The 24,587-nt window shown below is 59.4% G+C and carries 23 protein-coding genes; 10 read left to right on the forward strand and 13 right to left on the reverse strand.

What is annotated here, in order from left to right; genetic code table 11:
* Positions 1 to 12: 12 nt before the first annotated feature.
* From CKW32_RS05360 to gcl, 7 genes are all read right to left on the reverse strand, one after another.
* The gene (locus CKW32_RS05360) at positions 13 to 837 is read right to left on the reverse strand and encodes an ion transporter (protein ID WP_032889122.1); all 825 of its coding nucleotides are present in this window, start codon (positions 835 to 837) and stop codon (positions 13 to 15) included.
* Between the two features lie 31 nt (positions 838 to 868).
* Positions 869 to 1,744: an urea transporter gene (locus CKW32_RS05365; protein WP_095184247.1), complete on the reverse strand. Its 876-nt coding sequence runs from the start codon at positions 1,742 to 1,744 to the stop codon at positions 869 to 871.
* Between the two features lie 137 nt (positions 1,745 to 1,881).
* Positions 1,882 to 3,297: a pyruvate kinase gene (pyk, locus tag CKW32_RS05370; protein WP_095184248.1), complete on the reverse strand. Its 1,416-nt coding sequence runs from the start codon at positions 3,295 to 3,297 to the stop codon at positions 1,882 to 1,884.
* A complete protein-coding gene (locus CKW32_RS05375; protein ID WP_095184249.1) occupies positions 3,287 to 4,567 on the reverse strand; it encodes a glycerate kinase in 1,281 nt (426 codons plus the stop codon). Before CKW32_RS05375 ends, pyk begins: the two co-directional genes overlap by 11 nt.
* A 176-nt stretch (positions 4,568 to 4,743) precedes the next feature.
* Positions 4,744 to 5,634 carry a 2-hydroxy-3-oxopropionate reductase gene (locus tag CKW32_RS05380; protein ID WP_032889129.1) on the reverse strand — a complete coding sequence of 297 codons (891 nt, stop codon included), beginning with the start codon at positions 5,632 to 5,634 and terminating at the stop codon, positions 4,744 to 4,746.
* A 126-nt stretch (positions 5,635 to 5,760) separates the two neighbouring features.
* Complete coding sequence (gene hyi / locus CKW32_RS05385) at positions 5,761 to 6,543, reverse strand: hydroxypyruvate isomerase (protein ID WP_032889131.1); 783 nt, start codon at positions 6,541 to 6,543, stop codon at positions 5,761 to 5,763.
* A gap of 10 nt (positions 6,544 to 6,553) precedes the next feature.
* A complete protein-coding gene (gene gcl / locus CKW32_RS05390) occupies positions 6,554 to 8,329 on the reverse strand; it encodes a glyoxylate carboligase (protein ID WP_032889133.1) in 1,776 nt (591 codons plus the stop codon).
* Between the two features lie 255 nt (positions 8,330 to 8,584).
* Between gcl and CKW32_RS05395 the strand changes: the two genes are divergently transcribed.
* Positions 8,585 to 9,025, forward strand: a complete 441-nt coding sequence (locus CKW32_RS05395) for a heme-binding protein (protein WP_095184250.1) — start codon at positions 8,585 to 8,587, stop codon at positions 9,023 to 9,025.
* Between the two features lie 118 nt (positions 9,026 to 9,143).
* On the opposite strand, the gene CKW32_RS05400 is transcribed toward CKW32_RS05395, so the two are convergent.
* Positions 9,144 to 9,749, reverse strand: a complete 606-nt coding sequence (locus CKW32_RS05400) for a TetR/AcrR family transcriptional regulator (RefSeq protein WP_032889137.1) — start codon at positions 9,747 to 9,749, stop codon at positions 9,144 to 9,146.
* 133 nt (positions 9,750 to 9,882) lie between these two features.
* On the opposite strand from CKW32_RS05400, the gene CKW32_RS05405 reads away from it, so the two are divergent.
* Complete coding sequence (locus CKW32_RS05405) at positions 9,883 to 10,803, forward strand: DUF808 domain-containing protein (RefSeq protein WP_032889139.1); 921 nt, start codon at positions 9,883 to 9,885, stop codon at positions 10,801 to 10,803.
* 64 nt (positions 10,804 to 10,867) lie between these two features.
* On the opposite strand, the gene CKW32_RS28000 is transcribed toward CKW32_RS05405, so the two are convergent.
* The 3 genes from CKW32_RS28000 to CKW32_RS05420 form a co-directional block, all read right to left on the reverse strand.
* Positions 10,868 to 11,383, reverse strand: coding sequence for a hypothetical protein (locus CKW32_RS28000; RefSeq protein ID WP_050442854.1), 516 nt, complete (start codon positions 11,381 to 11,383; stop codon positions 10,868 to 10,870).
* Positions 11,384 to 11,613: 230 nt separating this feature from the next.
* A complete protein-coding gene (locus CKW32_RS05415; protein WP_032889141.1) occupies positions 11,614 to 12,402 on the reverse strand; it encodes a VacJ family lipoprotein in 789 nt (262 codons plus the stop codon).
* A complete protein-coding gene (locus CKW32_RS05420) occupies positions 12,395 to 13,693 on the reverse strand; it encodes a serine/threonine protein kinase (RefSeq protein ID WP_032889143.1) in 1,299 nt (432 codons plus the stop codon). Before CKW32_RS05420 ends, CKW32_RS05415 begins: the two co-directional genes overlap by 8 nt.
* A 236-nt stretch (positions 13,694 to 13,929) precedes the next feature.
* On the opposite strand from CKW32_RS05420, the gene CKW32_RS05425 reads away from it, so the two are divergent.
* Positions 13,930 to 14,298 carry a hypothetical protein gene (locus CKW32_RS05425; protein ID WP_095184252.1) on the forward strand — a complete coding sequence of 123 codons (369 nt, stop codon included), beginning with the start codon at positions 13,930 to 13,932 and terminating at the stop codon, positions 14,296 to 14,298.
* A gap of 81 nt (positions 14,299 to 14,379) precedes the next feature.
* Here the strand turns inward: CKW32_RS05425 and CKW32_RS05430 are convergent, their stop codons facing one another.
* Positions 14,380 to 15,933, reverse strand: a complete 1,554-nt coding sequence (locus CKW32_RS05430) for a glycosyl hydrolase family 17 protein (protein ID WP_095184253.1) — start codon at positions 15,931 to 15,933, stop codon at positions 14,380 to 14,382.
* Between the two features lie 332 nt (positions 15,934 to 16,265).
* Here CKW32_RS05430 and CKW32_RS05435 point away from each other — a divergent pair, with 332 nt between their 5' ends.
* The 3 genes from CKW32_RS05435 to CKW32_RS05445 all read left to right on the forward strand — a co-directional run bounded on the left by CKW32_RS05435 (position 16,266) and on the right by CKW32_RS05445 (position 19,349).
* Positions 16,266 to 17,117 carry a glycine betaine ABC transporter substrate-binding protein gene (locus CKW32_RS05435; RefSeq protein ID WP_032889150.1) on the forward strand — a complete coding sequence of 284 codons (852 nt, stop codon included), beginning with the start codon at positions 16,266 to 16,268 and terminating at the stop codon, positions 17,115 to 17,117.
* A 265-nt stretch (positions 17,118 to 17,382) separates the two neighbouring features.
* On the forward strand, positions 17,383 to 17,694 hold the full coding sequence (locus CKW32_RS05440; RefSeq protein ID WP_027607054.1) for a DUF485 domain-containing protein: 312 nt from the start codon (positions 17,383 to 17,385) through the stop codon (positions 17,692 to 17,694).
* Positions 17,691 to 19,349 (forward strand): cation acetate symporter, encoded by a 1,659-nt coding sequence (locus CKW32_RS05445; protein ID WP_095184254.1) that lies wholly within the window; start codon positions 17,691 to 17,693, stop codon positions 19,347 to 19,349. The genes CKW32_RS05440 and CKW32_RS05445 overlap by 4 nt, the downstream gene beginning before the upstream one ends.
* A gap of 240 nt (positions 19,350 to 19,589) precedes the next feature.
* On the opposite strand, the gene gltA is transcribed toward CKW32_RS05445, so the two are convergent.
* Positions 19,590 to 20,879 (reverse strand): citrate synthase, encoded by a 1,290-nt coding sequence (gene gltA / locus CKW32_RS05450; protein ID WP_032889154.1) that lies wholly within the window; start codon positions 20,877 to 20,879, stop codon positions 19,590 to 19,592.
* Positions 20,880 to 21,243: 364 nt separating this feature from the next.
* On the opposite strand from gltA, the gene sdhC reads away from it, so the two are divergent.
* From sdhC to CKW32_RS05470, 4 genes are read left to right on the forward strand one after another with little or no spacing between them, the layout of a single operon-like run.
* Positions 21,244 to 21,618: a succinate dehydrogenase, cytochrome b556 subunit gene (gene sdhC, locus CKW32_RS05455; protein WP_016979564.1), complete on the forward strand. Its 375-nt coding sequence runs from the start codon at positions 21,244 to 21,246 to the stop codon at positions 21,616 to 21,618.
* A complete protein-coding gene (sdhD, locus tag CKW32_RS05460; protein ID WP_032889156.1) occupies positions 21,612 to 21,980 on the forward strand; it encodes a succinate dehydrogenase, hydrophobic membrane anchor protein in 369 nt (122 codons plus the stop codon). Before sdhC ends, sdhD begins: the two co-directional genes overlap by 7 nt.
* Positions 21,981 to 21,983: 3 nt before the next feature.
* On the forward strand, positions 21,984 to 23,756 hold the full coding sequence (gene sdhA / locus CKW32_RS05465; protein WP_032889157.1) for a succinate dehydrogenase flavoprotein subunit: 1,773 nt from the start codon (positions 21,984 to 21,986) through the stop codon (positions 23,754 to 23,756).
* Between the two features lie 11 nt (positions 23,757 to 23,767).
* Positions 23,768 to 24,472 carry a succinate dehydrogenase iron-sulfur subunit gene (locus tag CKW32_RS05470; protein WP_003172807.1) on the forward strand — a complete coding sequence of 235 codons (705 nt, stop codon included), beginning with the start codon at positions 23,768 to 23,770 and terminating at the stop codon, positions 24,470 to 24,472.
* The last annotated feature ends 115 nt before the right edge of the window (positions 24,473 to 24,587 follow it).

Genomic DNA, 24,587 nt, shown 5'->3' on the forward strand with positions numbered 1-24,587 from the left:
AAAGAACTTTGCTTATTCCACTTTCTTGAAAAGATTACTGCCGCAGCGCGAGCAGAACGCCGCATTGGGCTCGTGGCTGTTTTTCTTGCACACCGGGCAGTCGGTTTGCAGCTGTTCACCGCGCATGGCACTGGCCAGCTCGGCGGTAAAAATGCCCGTGGGCACTGCGATGATCGAGTAACCGGTGATCATCACCAGTGACGAAATCACTTGGCCCAACGGCGTCTTCGGCACGATATCGCCAAAGCCCACGGTGGTCAGGGTGACGATGGCCCAATAGATGCCTTTGGGAATGCTGGTAAACCCGTGTTCCGGGCCTTCGATCACGTACATCAAGGTGCCGAACACCGTCACCAGGGTGCATACGCTCACCAGGAACACCACGATCTTCTGCTTGCTGCCGCGCAACGCCGCCATCAGGTAGTTGGCTTGCTTGAGGTACGGGCTGAGCTTGAGCACGCGGAAAATCCGCAGCATGCGGATGATGCGGATGATCAGCAGGTACTGCGCATCGCTGTAATACAGCGCAAGGATGCCGGGCACGATGGCGAGCAAATCCACCAGCCCGTAAAAACTGAAGGCATAGCGCAACGGCTTGGGCGAGCAGTACAGGCGCAGCCCGTACTCGATCAGGAAGATGACGGTGAAGCCCCACTCGATATACGCCAGCACATTGGCGTAGTTCTGGTGGATCTGGTCGATGCTGTCGAGCATCACGATCACCAGGCTGGCGAGGATGATCAGCAACAAGATGCCGTCAAAGCGCCGCCCGGCGACGGTGTCGCTCTGAAAAACCATGACGTAGAGCCGCTGGCGCCAGTCGTTGTTGCTGTCCATAAGTCCCGCCCGAATCGAAGATCGAGCAAGCCTAGGGGGATTCGAAGGGGCTGTCCATGCGCGGTTTCTGCACGATTCGGCGACCGGCGCGTACCAGCCAGCAGGCGAGGATAAACGGCGCGGTGAGCGCGGGCAGGTGCAGGGCGGCAAAGCCCGGTGTCAGAAGGATCGCCAGCAGGATGCCGAGCAGCGGCAGCCAGGCTTGGCGACGCGCTTGGCTCAGGGCCAGGGCCGCGAGGGCCGGGTTGTAGCTGTGCAGGCCGAGGAGGGCGCCGGTGCTGTCCTCCAGCATGACGCCGATCAGCACGCCGGCGCTGGCGCCGATCAAGGCCCAGATGGCCGCGCGTCGGTTGGCGAGCCACAGGCCAAGGGCAATCAAGACGCCGGCCACGGGCTGATCCAGCAGCATGATTTGCGCCAGGCCAGTGAAGGGCGCGTTGAACAAAGCCAGGGCGTCCGGTGCGCCCAGGGCGAAGGTGTTTGGCGCCGCAGTGCCCAGCAGCAGCCAACCCAGCATGACAAACGGCGCGGTGTAGGCAGGCAAGTCATCCGGTTGCGTCGCGTGCCTGAGCCATTGCCGCGTGAGAATCGCACTCAGGCCGCCACACGCCAGGATCAGCGGCGGCAACAAGGCAGACCACGCGAAATGCTCGCTGATCAACAAGCCCAGCAACACGCCGTTGTAGCTATATAAGCCAGCTTGGCGTTCAGCTTTGGGATAACCCCGGCGCTGGGCCGTGAGCAACCCGGCCACGCCACCCAGCAGTGCACCGCCGAGCAAGGCCGGAGCGCCGATCAGGATGGCCAGTAGGCACAGCAAGCCGCACAGCGGCTGGCGTTGCAGGAAGATTTGGCTGAAGCCGTTGAGCAGCGCTTCGGCCCAGTCGGGGCAGGTCTGGTTGTGCATGATGGGGATTCAGTGAGACTGAGTTGTCCCCATCGAGGGCCAGCCCCCTCCCACATTGGACTGCATTCACACATCTAACGATGTGAATCCAATCAAGTGTGGGAGGGGGCTTGCCCCCGATGGGGCCTCTACAGGCGCTAGATCAGCGTCTCTATACGCAAAGAGTTGGTCGACCCCGGCTGCCCGAACGGCACCCCCGCCGTAATCACCAACGTATCCCCGCGCTGCGCCATGCCCTGAGCCTGGGCAATCTCCAGTGCCGTGGAACACACCTCATCCACCTGGCGCAGCCGATCATTGACCACCGAGTGCACGCCCCACGCCACGCTCAGCCGTCGCGCCGTGGACAGGTTCGGTGTGAGGTTAAGGATCGGCGCCACGGGCCGTTCCCGTGCAGCGCGCAGGCTGGAGCTGCCGGATTCGCTGTAGTTCACCAGCACCGCCACCGGCAGGATGCTGCTGATACGACGGATCGCGCAGCTGATGGCGTCCGACACGGTGGCATCGGCTTTGGGCCGGCTGACGTCCAGTTGCGCCTGGTAATCCGGACCGTTTTCCACTTGGCGGATGATCTTGCTCATCATCTGCACGGCTTCGAGCGGGTACTCGCCCGATGCGGTTTCTGCCGACAGCATCACCGCATCTGCGCCCTCGGCCACGGCGTTGGCCACATCGGTGACTTCGGCACGGGTGGGCGCCGGTGAGAAACGCATGGATTCGAGCATCTGCGTGGCGACCACCACCGGTTTACCCAACTGACGGCAGGTGCTGATGATGTCCTTCTGGATCTGCGGCACGCTCTCGGCCGGTACTTCCACACCCAGGTCGCCTCTGGCCACCATGATCGCGTCGCTCAGTTCGGCGATTTCCCGCAGGCGCTGCACGGCCGACGGCTTCTCGATCTTGGCCATCAGGAAGGCTTTGTCACCGATCAGCTCGCGGGCTTCGCGGATGTCTTCCGGGCGTTGCACGAACGACAACGCCACCCAGTCCACGCCCAGCTCCAGGCCGAAGCTCAGGTCGCGGCGGTCCTTGGCGGTCAGAGGGCTCAGTTCCAACAGCGCTTGTGGCACGTTCACGCCCTTGCGGTCGGAAAGCTCACCGCCATTGAGCACGGTGGTATCAATGGCATCGGTGTGCTTGGTGATCACCCGCAGGCGCAGCTTGCCGTCGTCCAGCAGCAGGTCCATGCCCGGCTCCAGCGCTGCAATGATTTCCGGGTGGGGCAGGTTGACCCGGCGTTGGTCGCCCGGGGTCTCATCCAGGTCCAGGCGCAGGGCCTGGCCGCGCACCAATTGCACCTTGCCTTCGGCGAAACGCCCGACTCGCAGCTTCGGCCCTTGCAGGTCCATCAGGATGCCCAGCGGGTAGTTGAGCTGGCGCTCCACCTGGCGAATCCATTGGTAGCGCTGGGCGTGATCGGCGTGGTCACCGTGGCTGAAGTTGAGGCGGAAGATATTCACCCCGGCTTCTACCAGTTCGAGGATGTCATCGATCCCGTCGGTGGCCGGGCCCAGGGTGGCGAGGATCTTGACCTTCTTGTCAGGCGTCATGGGCAGTGCTCTCAAGGATCAGAATGGCGCGGAAGTCGTTGACGTTGGTGCGGGTTGGCTCGGTGACGATCAAGTCGTCGAGCGCCGCGAAATAGCCGTAGCCGTTGTTGTTATCCAACTCATCGCTGGCGCTCAGGCCCAAGGCTTCGGCGCGGCGGTAGCTGCAGGGCGTCATGATTGCGCCGGCGTTGTCTTCCGAACCGTCGATGCCGTCCGTGTCGCCCGCCAGTGCGTACACGCCGGGCAGGCCTTTGAGGCTGTCGGTCAGGCTCAGCAGAAATTCCGCATTGCGCCCGCCCCGGCCATTGCCGCGCACTGTGACGGTGGTTTCACCGCCGGACAGGATCACGCACGGCGCTGCCAACGGTTGGCCGTGCTGCACGATCTGCCGGGCAATGCCCGCGTGCACTTTGGCCACGTCCCGCGCTTCACCTTCCAGATCGCCGAGGATCAGCGGGCTGAAACCGGCCTGGCGTACTTTTACGGCCACGGCTTCCAGGGATTGCTGGGGGCGGGCGATCAATTGGAAGTGGCTGCGGGCGAGGATCGGATCGCCGGGTTTGACGGTTTCCGAGGCCGGGTTTTGCAGCCAGCTGCGCACGGAGGCGGGTGCGTCGATCCCGTAACGCTTGAGAATCGCCAGGGCTTGTTGCGAGGTGCTCGGGTCGCCGACGGTAGGGCCGGAGGCAATCACCGTGGCCTGGTCGCCCGGCACGTCGGAGATGGCGTAGGTGTACACCGTTGCCGGCCATGCGGCCTTGGCCAACCGACCGCCTTTGATTGCTGAGAGGTGCTTGCGCACGCAGTTCATCTCGCCAATGGTCGCGCCGGATTTGAGCAACGCCTTGTTGATGGTTTGTTTGTCCGCCAGGGTGATGCCTTCGGCGGGCAGGGCCAGCAATGCAGAGCCGCCGCCGGAGAGCAGGAAAATCACACGGTCGTCTTCGTCGAGGTTGCTGATCAACTCCAGCACGCGCTTGGCCACGGCCAGGCCGGCAGCATCGGGGACGGGGTGGGCGGCTTCAACCACTTCGATTTTTTTGCACGGTGCGCCATGGCCGTAGCGGGTGACCACCAGACCAGTGACCTCGCCGTGCCAGCAGTTCTCGACGACGAGTGCCATGGCGGCGGCGGCCTTGCCGGCGCCGATCACGATCACGCGGCCGGTGCGGTCGGCGGGCAGAAAGGGTTCAAGGACTTGCCGGGGGTGGGCGGCGTCGATGGCTGTGGCAAACAGCTCGCGAAGCAGGTGTTGCGGATCGACCGACATAAGCGGGCTCCCGGGGATTTTTGTTATTAGAGGTGCAGCAATTTCAGATTTGGAATGCGATCAAGTGTGGGAGGGGGCTTGCCCCCGATAGCGGTGTGTCAGGCGTAGATGATTGGGCTGAAACACTGTCCTCAGGGGCAAGCCCCTCCCACATTCAAGGTGTTTCCACTGACGGGTTACTTATCGCGAATCGAGAAATTCGCCATATGCTCCAGCCCCTTGATCAGCGCCGAGTGATCCCAGTTGCCGCCACCAATTGCCGTGCACGTACTGAACACCTGCTGGGTACCGGCAGTGTTCGGCAGGTTGATCCCCAACTCCTTGGCTCCGGCCAGGGCCAGGTTCAGGTCTTTCTGGTGCAGGTTGATGCGGAAGCCAGGATCGAAGGTGCCCTTGATCATGCGTTCGCCGTGCACTTCCAGAATCTTCGACGAGGCAAACCCACCCATCAGCGCTTCACGCACCTTGGCCGGGTCGGCGCCGTTTTTCGAGGCAAACAGCAGCGCTTCGGCCACCGCCTGGATGTTCAGCGCAACGATGATCTGATTGGCCACTTTGGCCGTCTGGCCATCGCCATTGCCGCCGACCAGCGTGATGTTCTTGCCCATGCTCTGGAACAGCGGCAGGGCACGTTCGAAGGTCTGGGGCTCGCCGCCGACCATGATGCTCAGGGTGCCGGCCTTGGCGCCGACCTCACCGCCGGACACCGGTGCATCGAGGTACTGTGCACCGGTCTCGTTGATTTTCGCTGCGAATGCCTTGGTGGCAGTGGGCGAGATCGAACTCATGTCGATCACAACCTTGTTCGGCGACAAGCCAGCGGCGACGCCGTCGGCGCGGAACAGCACGTCATCGACCTGCGGTGTGTCGGGCACCATGACGATGATGAATTCGGCTTCCTGGGCGACTTGCTGCGGATTGGCCAGGGCCACTGCGCCGGCGTTGATCAGCTCGGCCGGCGCCTTGCCGTGGTGCTCGGAAAGAAACAGTTGGTGACCTGCTTTCTGCAGGTTCGCGGCCATGGGTTGGCCCATGATGCCGGTGCCGATAAATCCGATTTTAGCCATGGTGAAATCCTCTTCTTATGTGGGAGGGGGCTTGCCCCCGATGGCGGTGTGTCAGGCAAAACATTGCTGACTGACCCGCCGCTATCGGGGGCAAGCTCCCTCCCACAGGGTTTTGTGTGGTGTCTGTCAGATGGCGTTATGGGTCTTAAGCCAACCCAGGCCCGCTTCGGTGGTGGTCAACGGCTTGTACTCACAGCCGACCCAACCCGAGTAGCCAATCCGATCCAGATGCTCGAACAGGAAGCGATAGTTGATCTCGCCCGTGCCCGGCTCATTGCGCCCAGGGTTGTCCGCCAGCTGGATGTGGTTGATCTCATCCAGGTGCGTGGCCATGGTCCGGGCCAGGTCGCCTTCCATGATTTGCATGTGGTAGATGTCGTACTGCAGGAACAGGTTGGCACTGCCCACCTGCTCGCGGATCGACAGGGCTTGCGCTGTGGTGTTCAGGTAGAAGCCGGGGATGTCGCGGGTATTGATCATCTCCATCACCAGCTTGATGCCCGCTGCTTGCAGCTTGTCGGCGGCGTACTTGAGGTTGGCGACGAAGGTTTTTTCCAGGGTGTCGTCGTCAACGCCTTGTGGCCGAATGCCCGCCAGGCAGTTGATCTGGGTATTGCCCAGCACTTGGGCGTAAGCGATGGCCAGCTTGACCCCGGCGCGGAATTCCTCGACCCGGTCCGGATGGCACGCCAGGCCGCGTTCGCCTTTGGCCCAGTCACCGGCTGGCAGGTTGAACAGCACCTGGGTCAGGCCGTTGGCGTCGAGGTGTGCCTTGATGTCAGCCGAGCTGAATTCATACGGGAACAGGTACTCGACACCTTCGAAACCGGCATCGGCGGCCGCTTTGAAACGGGCAAGGAAATCCTGTTCGGTAAACAGCATGGACAGGTTGGCGGCGAAACGCGGCATAAGGCTCTCCTTAATCGAGCAGGGAAATGGCAGTCGGTGCATCGTTGCCGACCAGGGCCAAGTCTTCGAATTCGTTGACGGCGTTGATCTCGGTGCCCATGGAAATATTGGTCACGCGCTCCAGAATGATTTCGACGATCACTGGCACCTTGAATTCTTCGATCATCTCCTGGGCCTTGCGCAGCGCCGGCTGGATCTGGCCTGGCTCGAATACACGCAGGGCCTTGCAACCCAGGCCTTCGGCGACGGCGACGTGGTCCACGCCATATCCATTGAGTTCCGGGGCGTTGAGGTTGTCGAAAGACAGCTGCACGCAGTAGTCCATTTCAAAGCCACGTTGTGCCTGACGGATCAAACCCAGGTAGGAATTGTTCACCACTACATGGATGTACGGCAGCTTGAACTGCGCGCCCACGGCCAGTTCTTCGATCATGAACTGGAAGTCATAGTCGCCGGATAACGCCACCACCTTGCGGCTCGGGTCGGCCTTGACCACGCCGAGTGCGGCGGGAATGGTCCAGCCCAGCGGGCCAGCCTGGCCGCAGTTGATCCAGTGGCGTGGCTTGTAGACGTGCAGGAACTGCGCGCCGGCAATCTGCGACAGGCCGATGGTGCTGACGTAGCAGGTGTCTTTGCCAAACACTTGGTTCATCTCTTCGTACACGCGCTGCGGCTTGACCGGCACGTTGTCGAAGTGAGTCTTGCGGTGCAGGGTGGCTTTGCGCTGCTGGCAGTCATGCAGCCAGGCACTGCGGTCCTTGAGCTTGCCGGCGGCTTTCCACTCGCGGGCCACTTCGATAAACATTGTCAGCGCCGCACCGGCGTCGGAAACGATACCCAGGTCCGGGGTGAAAACACGACCAATCTGGGTCGGCTCAATGTCGACGTGGATGAACTTGCGGCCCTCGGTGTAGACCTCTACCGAACCGGTGTGGCGGTTGGCCCAGCGGTTGCCGATGCCCAGCACCACGTCCGACTTGAGCATGGTCGCGTTGCCATAACGGTGGGAGGTTTGCAGGCCGACCATACCCACCATCAGCGGGTGATCATCGGCGATGGTGCCCCAGCCCATCAGGGTCGGAATCACCGGTATACCGGTGAGTTCAGCGAATTCCACCAGCAGCTCGCTGGCATCGGCGTTGATCACGCCACCCCCGCTGACCAGCAACGGACGTTCGGCCGCGTCGAGCAGGGCCAGGGCTTTTTCGACCTGGATGCGTGTCGCCAGTGGTTTGGCCAGGGGCAGTGGCTGATAGGCGTCGATGTCGAATTCGATTTCGGCCATCTGCACGTCGAACGGCAGGTCGATCAGCACTGGGCCTGGTCGGCCGGAACGCATTTCATAAAAGGCTTTCTGGAACGCGTAGGGCACCTGGCCGGGTTCCAGGACGGTGGTCGCCCACTTGGTCACCGGCTTGACGATGCTGGTGATGTCCACGGCCTGGAAGTCTTCCTTGTGCATTCGTGCACGAGGGGCTTGGCCGGTGATGCACAGGATCGGGATCGAGTCGGCCGAGGCGCTGTAGAGGCCGGTGACCATGTCGGTGCCCGCCGGGCCCGAGGTGCCGATACACACGCCGATATTCCCGGCCTTGGTGCGGGTGTAACCCTCGGCCATGTGCGAGGCGCCTTCAACGTGGCGAGCAAGGACGTGATCGATGCCACCCACCTTCTGCAAGGCTGAGTACAGCGGGTTGATCGCGGCGCCTGGGATGCCGAAGGCGGTGTCCACGCCTTCACGGCGCATGACGAGGACGGCGGCTTCGATTGCTCTCATTTTGCTCATGTTTTGGTGCCTCTTGCGTTTTGTAATTGTATACAAGTGGTGTCTGTTCAAAGTGTATTCACGGCGGGATGCGCAGGTCAATCCATTTTATTGATTGGTCTTTGCGTTCGTCGGAACGGCTTTTTTCGACGTATGGAGCCTTTGTGCGAAAATATTGTATACAAAAACAAATGTCATTGTGTTCTATTTGTTTGATCGAGCATCTGATCAAACAGACCTCCACCGCTTTCCCAATAACAAAAGAAGGACGGCACCATGAGCGCTTTAACCTTGAAGATTGCCACCCAACTGGCCAGCCAGGCCCTCACTGCAGGCCGCACGATTTCAGCGGCACCGCTGACCATTGCGGTCCTCGACAGCGGCGGCCACTTGATCACCCTGCAGCGCGAAGACGGCGCCAGCCTGCTGCGCCCGCAAATCGCCATCGGCAAGGCCTGGGGTGCGATTGCGTTAGGCAAGGGCTCGCGCTTGCTGGCACTGGATGCGCAGCAACGGCCGGCGTTTATTGCGGCGTTGAATAGCCTGGGGCAGGGCAGCGTCGTGCCGGCACCGGGTGGCGTGTTGATTCGGGATCAGGATGGGGCGGTACTGGGAGCAATCGGTATCAGTGGGGATACGTCGGATATTGATGAGCAGTGTGCGATCACGGCGATCGAGGGGGTGGGGTTGTGGGCGGATGCTGGGGTGTCAGCCTAATCGTCGGTGACTGTCAGGGCCCCATCGGGAGCAAGCCCCCTCGCACAATTTTGACCGCGTTCGCAGTTCACCATGTGGGAGGGGGCTTGCCCCCGATTGGCACCCACACCTCGGTGTATCAGTCGGGTTCACAGCCCTTGAGCACCAACCGAATAATGGTCTGCGCCGCCGCTTCGTAATCCGCTTCATCGAGCTTGGCCTTGCCGGTCACCGCCGAAATCTGCCAGTCGAAATCCGCATAGGTCTGCGTCGCCGCCCATATGCTGAACATTAGGTGATTTGGGTCGATCGCCGCAATCAACCCACGATCCACCCAGCTCTGGATGCATTGGATATTGTGCTTGGCCTGGGCGTTGAGCTGTTCGACCTGATCGCTGCTCAGGTGCGGGGCGCCGTGCATGATTTCGCTGGCGAACACCTTGGAGGCAAACGGCAAGTCGCGGGAGATGCGGATTTTCGAGCGGATGTAGTTGCTCAACACTTCTTTGGGGTCGCCGTCCGGATTGAACGGCGTGGAAGCGGCCAGGATCGGCTCAATAATGCTTTCGAGCACCTCGCGGTAGAGGTTGTCCTTGGACTTGAAGTAGTAATAGACGTTGGGCTTGGGCAGGCCGGCCTTGGCGGCAATGTCGCTGGTTTTGGTCGCGGCGAAGCCCTTGTCGGCAAACTCCTCGCTTGCCGCCCGCAGGATTTTTTCTTTGTTGCGCTCGCGAATGGTGCTCATAAACCAGGAGTTTCCTTGCCAATACCGGCGGTTGCGCATGGTAGCACCGGCTATCCGCGGGCCTCAACAATGTGCCCGCAACGCCTCGCGCCGCGTTATGCTCGCGCCATCCCCCCTTATGGAAGTGCGATTCATGGCAGGAAGCAGCTTGTTGGTGTTGATCGATGACATCGCCGCGGTACTCGATGACGTTGCCTTGATGACAAAAATGGCCGCGAAGAAGACCTCCGGCGTGCTGGGTGACGACCTGGCGCTCAACGCCCAGCAGGTTTCCGGTGTGCGCGCCGAGCGTGAAATTCCCGTGGTGTGGGCGGTGGCCAAGGGCTCGTTCGTCAATAAACTGATCCTGGTGCCCACCGCACTGTTGATCAGCGCCTTTGCGCCGTGGGCGGTGACGCCGCTGTTGATGCTCGGCGGCGCCTACCTGTGTTTTGAAGGCTTCGAGAAAGTCGCGCACAAATTCCTTCACAGCAAAGCTGAAGACCAGGCCGAGCACGCGCAGTTGGCCGACGCCGTAGCGGACCCGGCGACCGACCTGGTGGCGTTCGAAAAAGACAAGATCAAAGGCGCGATCCGCACCGACTTCATCCTCTCCGCCGAAATCATCGCCATTACCCTCGGTATTGTGGCTGACGCGCAGTTGACCCAGCAGGTGATCGTGCTGTCGGGCATCGCCATTGTCATGACCATCGGCGTCTATGGGCTGGTGGCCGGTATCGTCAAGCTGGACGACTTGGGTCTGTGGCTCACCCAGAAGCCCGGTCAGGTAGCGCGCAGCATCGGTGGTGGGATCCTGAGTGCGGCGCCATACATGATGAAAAGCCTGTCGGTGATCGGCACGGCTGCGATGTTTATGGTCGGTGGCGGCATCCTCACCCACGGCGTACCGGTGGTGCATCACTGGATTGAATCGGTGAGTCAGAGCGCCGGCGCAATCGCTTGGTTGATGCCGACCTTGCTGAATGCGGTGGCGGGGATTATCGCCGGTGCGCTGGTATTGATGATGGTGTCGCTGGTTCGCAAGGTATGGCAGCGCACTAAACGTCAGGCGTGAAGTTCGCAGTCACGCATGTGTGTTCAGGGCGCTATAAGGGCGTTCGGTCTGATCGTGGTGCCGCTTATCTCGGACCGGGTTGCAGCCCTGGATAGCCTTCTTCCGTAAAGCGTACAAGCATGCTCGCTTCGGAGTTCCAAAGGTGCATCTTGCCGTTGTTCGGAGTTGAAGCGTTGTGCGCTGATGGACTCTTAAAGCCAGTGTCTATGCGGTCGTTGTTGGGCGTCGAAAAGGCATGTGGGGTGCTATCAATGTATTTAAGTACCCGAAGAGCATTGGCTGCGATGTTCGCGCGGTCGTAGGGCGTAAGTTTATGCAACTCATGCTGGGGAACGCCGCCGACTTTGAGGAAAAATGCTTGGAGTTGAGTTTTAGTGAGCACAGAAGGCTTGGTGCTAGTGCCGAAAACCGAAGCAAAAAGCGGATCTTCGTAGAAGTCGTGATGGCTACGATAGTCACCCTCGTCCCGGCCGGTATTTTGGGTCGGCGGCGCGTGCTTTACTTCGTTCTGGTGTGTGGAGGTAGTTGTCAGAACCTTGTCCACGTTTGAGTGTGTTACTGAAGCGCTGGATAACAGCATCTGTGTCGGCCTTTAAAATAAAGCGTCTGATGGGATGTTCTGTGGTTGGGGGCGTCTGCTGCTTCAGGCGTTAACTGAACCTGAGAGGCACACTCTTAGTATTGAGTTTTTCCCCAGGGATAGTTCCCGGGCAAAGTGTGCGTGCTCTGTGGGAGGTTGCTTGAGTCTGTTGTGCGAAAAAAAAGGCCATCCAGATTGCCTGGATGGCCTTTTAATTAAGCTAGACGTGATTACTCGGCAATCTGCAACTTGCGCGATTCCGTGTAGATATACCGTACCTTCTCATACTCGAACGGCGAGTTCATCTGACCATAACGGAAGCTGGTCTGATAACGCTTGTCCACCGCGCGCAGGGCCCAGATTTCCGGGTGGTTGGAGCTGACTTCCGAGACGTTCAGGAAGTTGATCTGCGATTCCGCGGTGTAGTCCACCAGCAAGCCGCCGGTGTCGCGCAAGTTCGATGGGCCGAAGATCGGCAGTACCAAATACGCCCCGCCGGGGACGCCGTAGAAGCCCAGGGTCTGGCCGAAGTCTTCGCTCTGGCGCGGTAGGCCCATGGCGGTGGCCGGGTCCCACAGGCCGGCGATGCCGACGGTGGTGTTGAGCAGCAGGCGGCCAGTGGTCTCCAGGGAGCGGTGCCCCTTGAGTTGGAGCAAGCTGTTCAACAGGTTGGGCACGTCGCCCAGGTTGTTGAAGAAGTTGCTCACGCCGGTGCGCAGGAAGCTCGGGGTCACGTATTTGTAGCCGTCGACCACGGGCAGGAACACCCATTGGTCGAAGCGGTAGTTGAAGTGGTACACGCGGCGGTTCCACGATTCGAGCGGGTCATACACGTTGAGGGCGTTGACGGACGAGCGTTCAAACTCGCGCTGGTCCAGACCCGGGTTGAATTTAAGTTTGCTTAACGGCTCTTTGAAACCGTCGGAATCCACCACGACCGGCGCGTGAGCCTTGCTGTTGTCGGCATTGGCTACGCCCGCGCACATCAGGGCGGCGAGCAGCAGAAGATATTTAGCCACGGAAGAACTCCAGCATGGCGTCGGCGTTGACGCGGTAATTGAGGTTGCCGCAGTGGCCGCCCAGTGGGTAGACGGTCAAGCGATCGCCGAAGGTTTTACGCAGGAAACCAAGGTCGCCCGGGCCGAGGATTACGTCGTCGGCGTTGTGCATGACGGCGATTTTCGGGCTGGCGTGCAGGTAGTCCTTGAGGGCGTACAGGCTGACCTGGTCAACCAGTTGCAACAGGCTGCCGCCATCGGAACGGGCTCGCCACATCGGGATTACCTGTTCGGTGAGGTAGCAGTCGAAATCGCATTGCAGTGCACGCTTGAGGAACGGCGTGAGGCTGGTGCCTTCGGTGATCGGGTACTTCGGTGGGATGATCAGGCCGCGGCGGTTGATCAGGTCCGAGGTAAAGGCAATGTCGGCCGCCGAAAAGCGGAACGACGTGCCAATCAGCATGGCCATCTGTTCGTTGGTCAAGTGCTGCTTGGATTGCTGGAAGTCGTAGAGGAGGGCGTCGTTGAGGTCGATATAGCCCTTTTGCTGGAAGTAGCGAGTCAGCTTGTTCAGCACCAGTTCATAGAAGGTGGTGGTGTTGTTGATGCCCTTGACCTCGGTCTGTACCAGCTTGTCGAGGTTAGTGATCGAGGTATAGAGGTTGACCGGCGGGTTGAGCAGCAGCACTTTCTTGAAGTTGAAGCTGCGGCGGGTCTCGTCCAGTTTGCTGACGAACGCTGCATCCAGGGCGCCGAGGCTGTAGCCGGTGAGGTAGAAGTCGGTCACTGGCAGCGAGGCGTTTTGCGCACGCACGGCTTGCATCACGCGGTACATGTCTTCGGCGTCTTCCTGGGTGATCCCAGGGGTGGCGAAGCGCGAGGCGGCACTGATGAAGTCAAAGCTGGTAGGCGACGACAGTTGCACTACGTGATAGCCGGCTTGGTAATACAGTTTTTTCAGGTATTCGTTGATGCTGCTATCGAACCGCGCACCGGTGCCCGCGATCAGGAAGATCAGCGGCGCGGCGCGGTCTTGCTTGGCGATGCGGTAGGTGAGCTTCTTCACCGCCCAGAAGTTGTCCGGCAGGCTGAACTCGCGCTCTGGGCGCATGTTCAGGGTGTAGTCGGACTGGTTGATTTCGCTATCACTCGGCAATGTCGGCCGAAGGTCAGGCGGAGTGGTGGCGATGGTCGCTTCGAACGGGTTGGTCAAAGGGTAGCCATAGCTGGCTTGGTCGATATCGACCGCCAGTGCTGACGCACTCAAAAAAAGGCTGCCCAGTAAGGCAGCACAGCGCAAGGAACGGAGCATGACTTAATCCCTAAGAGGAAACGTGCTTAATGAAGTTCGCAGGCTATGACCACCGCGTTGCCACCGAAGTGCCAGCTCTCGGCACGAAAAGTCGGAAAATAACGTCGGAATCGGGGTAATAGTAGCGAGACGATACACTTTGCCATGCATTAGTGAACACTAATTGTGTGTATGCAGCTTGCTAACGACCGCTGGCGCATTAAGCTGAGCGCCGTTTTTGCCTATCGGAGTGCTCCATGTCCCGCCGCTTGCCCTTGATTCTGCTGCTTATTGCCCTGCCGTTATGGCTGGCTGCCAGTTATGGCGCACGTTACGGCTTTATGGAAGATGGCCAGTGGGTCGGCATCTGTGCCGACGAGGCCAGCCGCTGGGAATGCCAGGTGCGTTCGAACCTGGGCTTGATGATTCACTTTAAGGTGCTGGGCTGGGCCGCACTGGTGACCTCGGTGCTGGCGTTTTTCGTGCCGGGTCGCGTGGGCTGGGGATTGGCAGTGCTGGGGCTGGTGTTCGGGTTCCCGGCCCTGGCGCTGTACAACACCACGTTTGCGGTGTTTGCGGTGGTGATTGCGGGGTTGCGGTTGGTCAGACAGCCGCGGGGCGCCTGATAAGGCCAATCGGGGGGCAATCCCTCTCCCTCCCTTGGAATGCGTTCTCATGTGGGAGGGGGCTTGCCCCCGATAGCGGTGTTACGCCTTGCGCATCCGCAAGCACCGCCACAAAGCCACAACCATCAACCCACTGACCACCGCCCAACCCCACGCCTGCTGGTTCAGCAAGCCTTCACGGTATAGTTGCGGCGCAATGCCGGCACCGATAATAAAGGTCAAGAGTGCAATCTCCCGGCGTGGCCCGGTCACCGGACGAACCAGATACACCAACGCCGGCAGTAGCAGCGCCGCACTCGGGAAACTGCGGTAGCGTGGGTCAAACACCAGTGCCAGCATCATCACCGCACCGGCAAAGCCGGCGATTGCCACCAGCCAGCCCGCACGCTGTTCCAGCCAATTGAAGGCCCGCTCGCGCCAACCTTCCCGAGTGCTCAATGCCAGTGCTGCATGAGCCAATACCAGCAAGTTGAGCGTCATCAACAACGCCGCCCACACCCACTCATCATTAAATCGCGCAGTCACGCGGGTCAGTTCGGCCCAGGTTCCGATAGAGCAGGCCGCCACTGCGCCGAGCAGCGGCAGGGCCATGGCGGCGCGACTGCTGCGAACGCGACCACCGAGCACCAACGTCCCCAGCAGGATGACACCACCCACCCCCAACCACAGCGGCCAGTACGGCACGTTAGTCACCGGCCCGGCGAGGATGCCCTTTTCCTGGCGATCAGCATCGAACAAGCCCCAGTAGCCGCCTACCGCACCTTCGCTGGCACGTTTCCACGGCTGGTCAAACGCTTCGATCAGGTTGTAGCGCCAGCCATTGGCTTCGGCCATCGCCACAAAACCACGCATGAACTTGGCTTCATTGACTCGGCTCGGCACGGCTGTTTCACGCTGGCGACCCTCGCTGGGCCAGCCGGTTTCGCCGATCAGCACGTCCTTGGGCGCGAACTTGTTGCCGAAGGTCTGGCGCACATCGCCCACGTGCTTGAGGGCCTGGTCGATGCTCGAAGGATCATCTTCCCAATAGGGCAGTAGGTGAATGGTCAGGAAATCCACCGCCGGGGCGATTTCCGGGTGTTGCAGCCAGAACTCCCAGACATCGGCGTAAGTGACCGGTTGTTTGATCTGGCTTTTGACTGTCTGGATCAGCTTCACCAACTGCGCGGCGGTGACTTCCTTGCGCAACAGCGCTTCGTTGCCGACGATCACCGAGGTCACCACATCCGGGTTGGCGTTTGCCGCTGCGATCAACTCGTCGATTTCTTTTTCGGTGGCCACCGGATCACTGCTGACCCAAGCGCCGGCCATCACCTTGAGGCCATGTTTGCGCGCCATGCCTGGCAGGGCTTCCAGGCCGGTCATGGAGTAAGTGCGGATGCATTCGAATCGGGTGGCCAGTAGGGCCAGGTCGGCGTCCATCCGCTCGGGGCGTAGTTTGAACGGCTGGTCGAACGGGGATTGGTCTTTGTCGAACGGCGTGTAGGACGCGCATTGCAGTTTATGGCTGGCACTGGCGACATCCGGCAACACCACCGGACGGCCGAGGCCATACCAATAGCCGACCAGGGCCAGCAGGCCGAGGATCAGGGCGAAGAAATAGGGCAGGGCAGGGAAGCGGGCGGTCGCGGGCATGGTCGGCTTATCTGGGGGAGCAAAGGCGCGCATCTTACCCGGATTTGCCCTCTCCCAGTGGGGCTGCATAATTTTGACATGCAAAGTTCGGGCGGAATATTGACGCCATGTTCCAGGAAACGTCCTGCTGGCGATGTGATGTCGTTTCTTGCTTGCATAAGGTCGCTGACAGAGCAGGTCGACGGCTTCTGCGGGTTGATGATCAGGGTGTCAGTACTCAACTGATGTCGCAGCCACCGGATCGATGCGCGTGAACGGGGCGCGGTGCACTACATAACAACAGGTTGACGTCGCTCGGCATCCGTCGAGCGCAGCACTTTCGGGGAAGTACGATGAAGATGCGACGACTCTTGGGCGCAGCTGCCACTCTGGTAGTTGCGATGAGCTCCACACTGGCCAGCGCCGACAGCAAAACCCTGAGCATCGGCTACGTTGATGGTTGGTCGGACAGCGTTGCCACCACCCACGTGGCGGCAGAAGTGATCAAACAAAAGCTCGGTTATGACGTGAAACTGCAGGCGGTTGCCACCGGCATCATGTGGCAGGGCGTGGCGACCGGCAAACTCGATGCCATGCTTTCCGCCTGGCTGCCCGTGACTCACGGTGAATACTGGACCAAGAACAAGGACAAGGTGGTCGATTACGGCCCCAACTTCAAGGATGCGAAAATCGGGCTGATCGTGCCGGAGTACGTCAAGGCCAAGTCCATCGAAGACCTCAAGACCGACACCACCTTCAAGAACAAAATCGTTGGTATCGACGCCGGTTCAGGCGTGATGCTCAAGACCGACGAAGCGATCAAGGCCTACGGCCTGGACTACAAACTGCAGGCCAGCTCGGGCGCAGCAATGATCGCCGAACTGACCCGTGCCGAAGACAAACAGGAATCCATTGCGGTCACCGGTTGGGTGCCACACTGGATGTTCGCCAAGTGGAAACTGCGTTTCCTGGAAGATCCAAAAGGGATTTATGGTGCTGCTGAAACCGTCAACAGCATCGGCAGCAAGGGCCTGGAGAAGAAAGCGCCGGAAGTCGCGGCCTTCCTGAAGAAATTCCAGTGGGCCTCCAAGGACGAAATCGGCGAAGTCATGTTGGCTATCCAAGAAGGTGCCAAGCCTGATGCAGCGGCCAAGGACTGGGTCGCCAAGCACCCTGAGCGTGTAGCCGAGTGGACCGGTAAATAACCCCCCCCCAATGCCTTGATACAACCCCTGTGGGAGGGGGCTTGCTCCCGATTGCGGTGTGTCAGTCGTCAATGTTCTGACTGGCTCACCGCGATCGGGAGCGAGCCCTCTCCCACATTATTTTCGTCATCCGCAAATGTTTCTTTGCCCTCCCAATCCCTCGCTACACTTCCTCTAATACTAAGGTCGTCTGGAACCTGTTCAGCAGCCGCATACAGTGGCTATGTTCCAATAATAAAAAAGCTGTGCTGCGAGGATAAAAACAATGAACGACAGCATTTACCTCTCGATTCAAAACAGCCCTCGTTTCAAGGAGCTGGTGAGAAAAAGGGAAAGGTTCGCCTGGATTCTCTCGGCGATCATGCTAGGGCTTTACTCCGGATTCATCCTGTTGATCGCCTACGGGCCACAAGTGCTAGGGGCCAAACTGAGCCCTGGTTCATCTATTACGTGGGGTATCCCTATTGGGGTCGGGCTGATTGTCTCGGCCTTTGTCCTCACCGGCATCTACGTACGACGCGCCAACGGCGAATTCGACGACCTGAACAATGCGATTCTCAAGGAGGCTGCGCAATGATCCGTCGTCTATTGGCTGTATTCGGCGCTTCGGTCTTCGCGCCCGCTGTGTGGGCGGCGGATGCATTGACTGGTGAAGTGCACAAACAACCGCTGAATATCGCAGCGATCCTGATGTTCGTGGCCTTTGTCGGCGCGACGTTGTGCATCACCTACTGGGCGTCCAAGCGTAACAACTCGGCGGCCGACTATTACGCGGCCGGCGGCAAGATCACCGGTTTCCAGAATGGACTGGCGATCGCCGGCGACTATATGTCGGCCGCGTCCTTCCTGGGTATTTCCGCGCTGGTGTTCACCTCTGGCTACGATGGCCTGATCTACTCGATCGGCTTCCTGGTGGGCTGGCCGATCATTCTGTTCCTGATCGCCGAGCGCCTGCGTAACCTGGGCAAGTACACCTTTGCTGACGTAGCGTCCTACCGCCTCGGCCAAACCCAGATCCGCAGCCTGTCGGCCTGTGGCTCCCTGGTGGTGGTGGCGTTTTACCTGATCGCTCAGATGGTGGGTGCGGGCAAGCTGATCCAACTGCTGTTCGGTCTGGACTACCACGTAGCGGTGATCCTGGTCGGTATCCTGATGTGCATGTACGTGCTGTTTGGCGGCATGTTGGCGACGACTTGGGTACAGATCATCAAGGCAGTGCTGCTGCTGTCCGGTGCCTCGTTCATGGCGCTGATGGTGATGAAGCACGTCAACTTCGACTTCAACATGCTGTTCTCCGAGGCAATCAAGGTTCACCCTAAAGGTGAAGCGATCATGAGCCCCGGCGGCCTGGTGAAGGACCCGATCTCCGCGTTCTCCCTGGGCTTGGCACTGATGTTCGGTACCGCCGGCCTGCCGCACATCCTGATGCGCTTCTTCACCGTAAGCGACGCCAAGGAAGCGCGTAAGAGCGTGCTGTATGCCACTGGCTTCATCGGCTACTTCTATATCCTGACCTTTATCATCGGCTTCGGCGCGATCCTGCTGGTCAGCACCAACCCGGCGTTCAAGGATGCTGCAGGCGCTCTGTTGGGCGGTAACAACATGGCGGCGGTGCACCTGGCTAACGCGGTGGGCGGCAGTATCTTCCTGGGCTTTATCTCGGCCGTGGCCTTCGCCACCATCCTCGCGGTAGTGGCTGGCTTGACCCTGGCCGGTGCTTCGGCGGTTTCCCATGACCTGTACGCCAGCGTGATCAAGAAAGGCAAGGCCAACGAAAAGGATGAGATTCGCGTGTCGAAGATCACCACCATCGCCCTCGCAGTGTTGGCGATCGGCCTGGGCATCCTGTTCGAAAGCCAGAACATTGCGTTCATGGTCGGCCTGGCGTTCTCGATTGCGGCCAGCTGTAACTTCCCGGTGTTGCTGCTTTCCATGTACTGGAAAAACCTCACCACCCGTGGCGCCATGATCGGTGGCTGGTTGGGCTTGATCAGCGCCGTTGGCTTGATGGTGCTGGGTCCGACCATCTGGGTCTCGATCCTGCATCATGAAAAAGCCATCTTCCCGTACGAATACCCAGCGCTGTTCTCGATGATCATCGCGTTTGTGGGTATCTGGTTCTTCTCCATCACCGACAAGTCGGCGGCGGCAGAGAAAGAGCGTGCGCTGTACTTCCCGCAGTTTGTGCGTTCGCAGACTGGCCTGGGGGCGAGTGGGGCGGTTAACCACTAAGGTTGAAGCTGGATAAGGAAATGCCCCGGTCGAAAGGCCGGGGCATTTTTTTGTCTGGAGGTTATGAGGTGCTTGTGCCAATGCCATCGGGGCAAGCCTCCTCCTGCAGTTAACCGAGTGCATCATTTGGAATGCACTTCAATGTAGGAGGTGGCTTGCCCCTGATGGTGGTAGATCAGTCGACACAAATAAAAACGGCCTCCACTGAGGGAGGCCGTTTTCGGTGCTGCTAAAAGGTGCTTACTTGCGATCTTCCAGCTTGGAGATGTCACGCGACTCGTAGCCGGTGTACAGCTGGCGCGGACGGCCAATCTTGTACGGGCTGGAGAGCATTTCTTTCCAGTGGGAGATCCAGCCCACGGTGCGGGCGAGGGCGAAGATTACGGTGAACATGCTGGTTGGAATGCCGATCGCCTTGAGGATGATCCCCGAGTAGAAGTCGACGTTCGGGTACAGCGAGCGTTCGATGAAGTATGGGTCGGTCAGGGCGATCTCTTCCAGGCGCATGGCCAGTTCGAGTTGCGGATCGTTCTTGATGCCCAGTTCCTTCAATACTTCGTCGCAGGTCTGCTTCATCACGGTCGCGCGCGGGTCGCGGTTCTTGTAGACCCGGTGACCGAAGCCCATCAACTTGAACGGATCGTTCTTGTCTTTGGCCTTGGCGATGAACTTGTCGATGTTGGACACATCGCCGATTTCATCGAGCATGGTCAATACGGCTTCGTTCGCACCGCCGTGGGCAGGGCCCCACAGTGCGGCGATACCGGCGGCGATACAGGCGAACGGGTTGGCACCCGAAGAGCCTGCCAGGCGTACGGTGGACGTCGAGGCGTTTTGCTCGTGGTCGGCGTGGAGGATGAAGATCCGGTCCATGGCCTTGGCGAGTACCGGGCTGATCGGTTTGATCTCGCACGGGGTGTTGAACATCATGTGCAGGAAGTTTTCCGCGTACGTCAGGTCGTTGCGCGGGTACATCATGGGTTGACCCATGGAGTACTTGTAAACCATTGCGGCCAGAGTCGGCATCTTGGCAACCAGGCGGATCGCGGAGATTTCGCGATGCTGCGGGTTATTGATGTCGAGGGAGTCGTGATAGAAGGCTGACAGGGCGCCAACCACACCGCACATGACGGCCATCGGATGGGCGTCGCGACGGAAGCCGTTGAAGAAGGTCTTCAACTGCTCGTGAACCATGGTGTGGTTCTTTACAGTGCTGACGAACTGGGCTTTTTGCTCGGCTGTTGGCAGTTCGCCATTTAGCAGCAGGTAGCAGGTTTCCAGGTAGTCCGACTTTTCAGCCAGTTGCTCGATCGGGTAGCCCCGATGCAGCAGAATGCCATTGTCGCCGTCGATATAGGTGATCTTCGACTCGCAAGAGGCGGTCGACATGAAGCCTGGGTCGAAAGTGAAACGGCCCGTGGCCGTCAGGCCCCGTACGTCGATAACATCGGGACCAACGGTGCCGGTTAAAATGGGCAGCTCGACGGGGGCTGCGCCCTCGATGATCAACTGCGCTTTTTTGTCAGCCATGTGGCCTCCTATTTATGCTTCAAATCATCAGACAGACCCCCCACGCAGGGCCCGCACCACTATAGTGAGATAAATTCAGATGTCAATTTGCCTAAAGTCTTGCTCCAGAAGGCTTTAACCGTACTTTTTCCTCGAAATTGACTGCCATTTACGCCTTTTATCTCGCCAGCGCAATCCGCTATTAGGGTGAGGAGCGCGCGTTGTCATTAGTAACCTAACTGTCTATACTCGGCCACCGACCGCCAAGGGCTTTTGGGCTTGCTTTCATTGGGGGTCGCACTCCCTGGGTGGTGCTTACCTGACCAGTGCACTCCCCAACAACTTTGCCCTGATTGTTAGGGGCTCTTCAGTGTGAAAAAAAGCCGTGAATAGCCAACGACCTGTAAACCTAGACCTAAGGACCATCAAACTCCCCATCACCGGCGTTACGTCGTTCCTGCACCGTGTTTCCGGCATCATCCTGTTCCTGGGCTTGGGCATCATGCTTTATGCATTGAGCAAATCCCTGGGTTCCGAGGAAGGTTACGCCGAGGTGAAGGCATGCTTGACCAGCCCGCTGGCCAAGTTCGTAGCATGGGGCCTCCTGTCCGCTCTGCTTTATCACCTGGTAGCCGGTGTGCGCCACTTGATCATGGATGCGGGTATCGGTGAGACGCTGGAAGGCGGCCGCCTGGGCTCGAAAATCATCATCGCCATTTCCGTGGTGCTGATCGTTCTGGCAGGAGTTTGGATATGGTAACCAGCGTTACGAACCTTTCGCGTTCAGGCCTCTATGACTGGATGGCACAGCGTGTGTCTGCGGTCGTTCTCGCGGCTTATTTCATTTTCCTGATCGGATACCTCGTCGCAAATCCGGGCATCGGCTATGAGCAATGGCACGGCCTGTTTTCCCACAATGCGATGCGAATCTTCAGCCTGCTGGCCCTTGTAGCCCTGGGCGCTCACGCCTGGGTTGGCATGTGGACCATTGCGACTGACTACTTGACGCCTATGGCGCTGGGCAAGTCCGCAACCGCAGTCCGTTTCCTCTTCCAGGCAGTATGCGGCATTGCGATGTTCGCTTACTTCGTCTGGGGTGTGCAGATTCTTTGGGGTATCTGATTCATGGCTAACATTCCAACTATTTCCTTCGACGCCATCATTATTGGTGGCGGCGGTGCTGGCATGCGCGCAGCGCTGCAGCTGGCCCAGGGTGGTCACAAGACTGCCGTGATCACCAAGGTGTTCCCGACTCGCTCCCACACCGTATCGGCCCAGGGTGGCATCACCTGCGCCATCGCTTCCGCCGATCCGAACGATGACTGGCGCTGGCACATGTACGATACCGTCAAGGGTTCCGACTACATCGGTGACCAGGACGCTATCGAATACATGTGCCAGGAAGGTCCGGCTGCGGTGTTCGAGCTGGACCACATGGGCCTGCCGTTCTCCCGTACCGAGCAAGGTCGTATCTACCAGCGTCCATTCGGCGGTCAGTCGAAGGATTACGGTAAAGGTGGCCAAGCTGCCCGTACTTGCGCTGCGTCCGACCGTACCGGTCATGCGCTGCTGCACACCCTTTATCAGGGCAACCTGAAAGCTGGCACCACGTTCCTGAACGAGTACTACGCGGTTGATCTGGTGAAGAACGCCGACGGTGCATTTGTTGGTGTTATCGCCATCTGCATCGAGACCGGTGAAACCACCTATATCCGTGCCAAGGCTACTGTTCTGGCAACTGGCGGTGCAGGCCGTATCTACGCGTCGACCACTAATGCCCTGATCAACACCGGTGACGGCGTTGGCATGGCACTGCGTGCTGGCGTGCCGGTGCAAGACATCGAAATGTGGCAGTTCCACCCGACCGGCATTGCTGGCGCCGGTGTACTGGTGACTGAAGGTTGCCGTGGTGAAGGTGGTTACCTGATCAACAAGCACGGCGAGCGTTTCATGGAGCGTTATGCTCCGAACGCGAAAGACCTCGCGGGTCGTGACGTTGTAGCTCGCTCCATGGTTAAAGAGATCATCGCCGGTAACGGCTGTGGCCCGAATGGCGACCACGTTCTGCTGAAGCTCGATCACCTGGGTGAAGAAGTACTGCACAGCCGCCTGCCAGGTATCTGTGAACTGTCCAAGACCTTTGCCCACGTTGACCCAGTGGTTGCTCCGGTTCCGGTTGTTCCAACCTGCCACTACATGATGGGCGGTGTTCCGACCAACATTCATGGCCAGGCGATCACCCAGAACGCCGACGGCGTTGACGAGATCATCCACGGTCTGTTCGCAGTAGGCGAAGTGGCTTGCGTATCGGTACACGGTGCCAACCGTCTGGGCGGCAACTCGCTGCTCGACTTGGTGGTATTCGGTCGCGCGGCCGGCCTGCACCTGGAAAAAGCGCTGACCGACGGCATCGAATACGATGACGCTACCGACGCTAACATCGAGGCTGCCTTGGCCCGCCTGAACGCTCTGAACGAGCGCACTGATGGCGAAGACGTGGCAACTCTGCGTCGTGAGCTGCAAAGCTGCATGCAGAACTACTTCGGCGTATTCCGTACCGGCGAATACATGCAGAAGGGTATTGCCCAGCTGGCCGATCTGCGCAAGCGCATCGCCAACGTCAAGATCAACGATAAGAGCCAGGCGTTCAACACCGCTCGTATCGAAGCCCTTGAACTGCAAAACCTGCTGGAAGTGGCTGAAGCGACTGCGATCGCCGCCGAGGTTCGTAAAGAATCCCGTGGTGCTCACGCTCGTGAAGACTTTGAAGACCGCGATGACGAAAACTGGTTGTGCCACACCCTGTACTTCCCGGGTGACAAGCGCGTAACCAAGCGTGCCGTGAACTTCTCGCCGAAGACGGTTCCGACGTTTGAACCGAAGATTCGGACTTACTAAGGGTGGCTGCCATGTTGAAAGTCAGTGTTTACCGCTACAACCCTGATCAGGACGCTGCGCCGTTCATGCAGGAGTTCCAGGTCGATACCGGTGGTAAAGACCTGATGGTGCTGGATGTATTGGCACTGATCAAAGAGCAGGACGAGGGTTTCTCCTATCGTCGCTCTTGCCGTGAAGGTGTTTGCGGTTCCGACGGCATGAACATCAACGGCAAAAACGGCCTGGCGTGCATCACGCCGCTGTCCGCCGTTGTTAAAGGCAACAAGCTGATCGTTCGTCCTCTACCAGGTTTGCCGGTTATCCGTGACCTGGTCGTCGATATGAGCATCTTCTACAAGCAATACGAGAAAGTTAAGCCGTTCCTGCAGAACGACACGCCGGCTCCGGCCATCGAGCGTCTGCAGTCCCCTGAAGAGCGTGAAAAGCTCGACGGTCTGTACGAGTGCATCCTGTGCGCTTGCTGCTCGACCTCGTGCCCGTCCTTCTGGTGGAACCCGGACAAGTTCCTGGGTCCAGCTGCCCTGCTGCAAGCGTATCGCTTCCTGGCAGACAGCCGTGACACCAAGACATCCGAGCGTCTGGCTTCGCTGGATGACCCGTTCAGCGTATTCCGCTGCCGCGGGATCATGAACTGCGTCAACGTATGTCCCAAAGGCCTGAACCCGACTAAGGCCATTGGTCACATCCGTAACATGCTGCTCCAAAGCGGCGTGTAACTGACGTTGTAACAAAGCAGGACCGTTGTGCCCGTAAATGCTGCGGCGCAGGCTTCAACCGGCGCCGTAGTTTTAACTTGAGCAGCGACTTACAAAGCCGCGGCTCTTATTTTGA

Origin of the sequence: Pseudomonas sp. Irchel 3H9, from assembly GCF_900187495.1 — a bacterium.
Taxonomy (GTDB): domain Bacteria; phylum Pseudomonadota; class Gammaproteobacteria; order Pseudomonadales; family Pseudomonadaceae; genus Aquipseudomonas; species Aquipseudomonas sivasensis.

Excerpts from the sequence above, each read along its gene's own strand:
- CKW32_RS05400 (WP_032889137.1), bottom strand. The coding sequence starts at position 9,749 with ATGAGCACCATTCGCGAGCGCAACAAAGAAAAAATCCTGCGGGCGGCA.
- gltA (WP_032889154.1), bottom strand. The coding sequence starts at position 20,879 with ATGGCTGACAAAAAAGCGCAGTTGATCATCGAGGGCGCAGCCCCCGTC.
- sdhA (WP_032889157.1), top strand. The coding sequence starts at position 21,984 with ATGGCTAACATTCCAACTATTTCCTTCGACGCCATCATTATTGGTGGC.
- CKW32_RS05380 (WP_032889129.1), bottom strand. The coding sequence starts at position 5,634 with ATGGCTAAAATCGGATTTATCGGCACCGGCATCATGGGCCAACCCATG.
- CKW32_RS05430 (WP_095184253.1), bottom strand. The coding sequence starts at position 15,933 with ATGCCCGCGACCGCCCGCTTCCCTGCCCTGCCCTATTTCTTCGCCCTG.
- CKW32_RS05470 (WP_003172807.1), top strand. The coding sequence starts at position 23,768 with ATGTTGAAAGTCAGTGTTTACCGCTACAACCCTGATCAGGACGCTGCG.
- CKW32_RS05440 (WP_027607054.1), top strand. The coding sequence starts at position 17,383 with ATGAACGACAGCATTTACCTCTCGATTCAAAACAGCCCTCGTTTCAAG.
- CKW32_RS05420 (WP_032889143.1), bottom strand. The coding sequence starts at position 13,693 with ATGCTCCGTTCCTTGCGCTGTGCTGCCTTACTGGGCAGCCTTTTTTTG.
- gcl (WP_032889133.1), bottom strand. The coding sequence starts at position 8,329 with ATGAGCAAAATGAGAGCAATCGAAGCCGCCGTCCTCGTCATGCGCCGT.
- pyk (WP_095184248.1), bottom strand. The coding sequence starts at position 3,297 with ATGACGCCTGACAAGAAGGTCAAGATCCTCGCCACCCTGGGCCCGGCC.
- sdhD (WP_032889156.1), top strand. The coding sequence starts at position 21,612 with ATGGTAACCAGCGTTACGAACCTTTCGCGTTCAGGCCTCTATGACTGG.
- CKW32_RS05445 (WP_095184254.1), top strand. The coding sequence starts at position 17,691 with ATGATCCGTCGTCTATTGGCTGTATTCGGCGCTTCGGTCTTCGCGCCC.
- hyi (WP_032889131.1), bottom strand. The coding sequence starts at position 6,543 with ATGCCGCGTTTCGCCGCCAACCTGTCCATGCTGTTTACCGAACAGGAT.
- CKW32_RS05395 (WP_095184250.1), top strand. The coding sequence starts at position 8,585 with ATGAGCGCTTTAACCTTGAAGATTGCCACCCAACTGGCCAGCCAGGCC.
- CKW32_RS05425 (WP_095184252.1), top strand. The coding sequence starts at position 13,930 with ATGTCCCGCCGCTTGCCCTTGATTCTGCTGCTTATTGCCCTGCCGTTA.
- CKW32_RS05435 (WP_032889150.1), top strand. The coding sequence starts at position 16,266 with ATGAAGATGCGACGACTCTTGGGCGCAGCTGCCACTCTGGTAGTTGCG.
- CKW32_RS05375 (WP_095184249.1), bottom strand. The coding sequence starts at position 4,567 with ATGTCGGTCGATCCGCAACACCTGCTTCGCGAGCTGTTTGCCACAGCC.
- CKW32_RS28000 (WP_050442854.1), bottom strand. The coding sequence starts at position 11,383 with ATGCTGTTATCCAGCGCTTCAGTAACACACTCAAACGTGGACAAGGTT.
- CKW32_RS05360 (WP_032889122.1), bottom strand. The coding sequence starts at position 837 with ATGGACAGCAACAACGACTGGCGCCAGCGGCTCTACGTCATGGTTTTT.
- CKW32_RS05405 (WP_032889139.1), top strand. The coding sequence starts at position 9,883 with ATGGCAGGAAGCAGCTTGTTGGTGTTGATCGATGACATCGCCGCGGTA.
- CKW32_RS05365 (WP_095184247.1), bottom strand. The coding sequence starts at position 1,744 with ATGCACAACCAGACCTGCCCCGACTGGGCCGAAGCGCTGCTCAACGGC.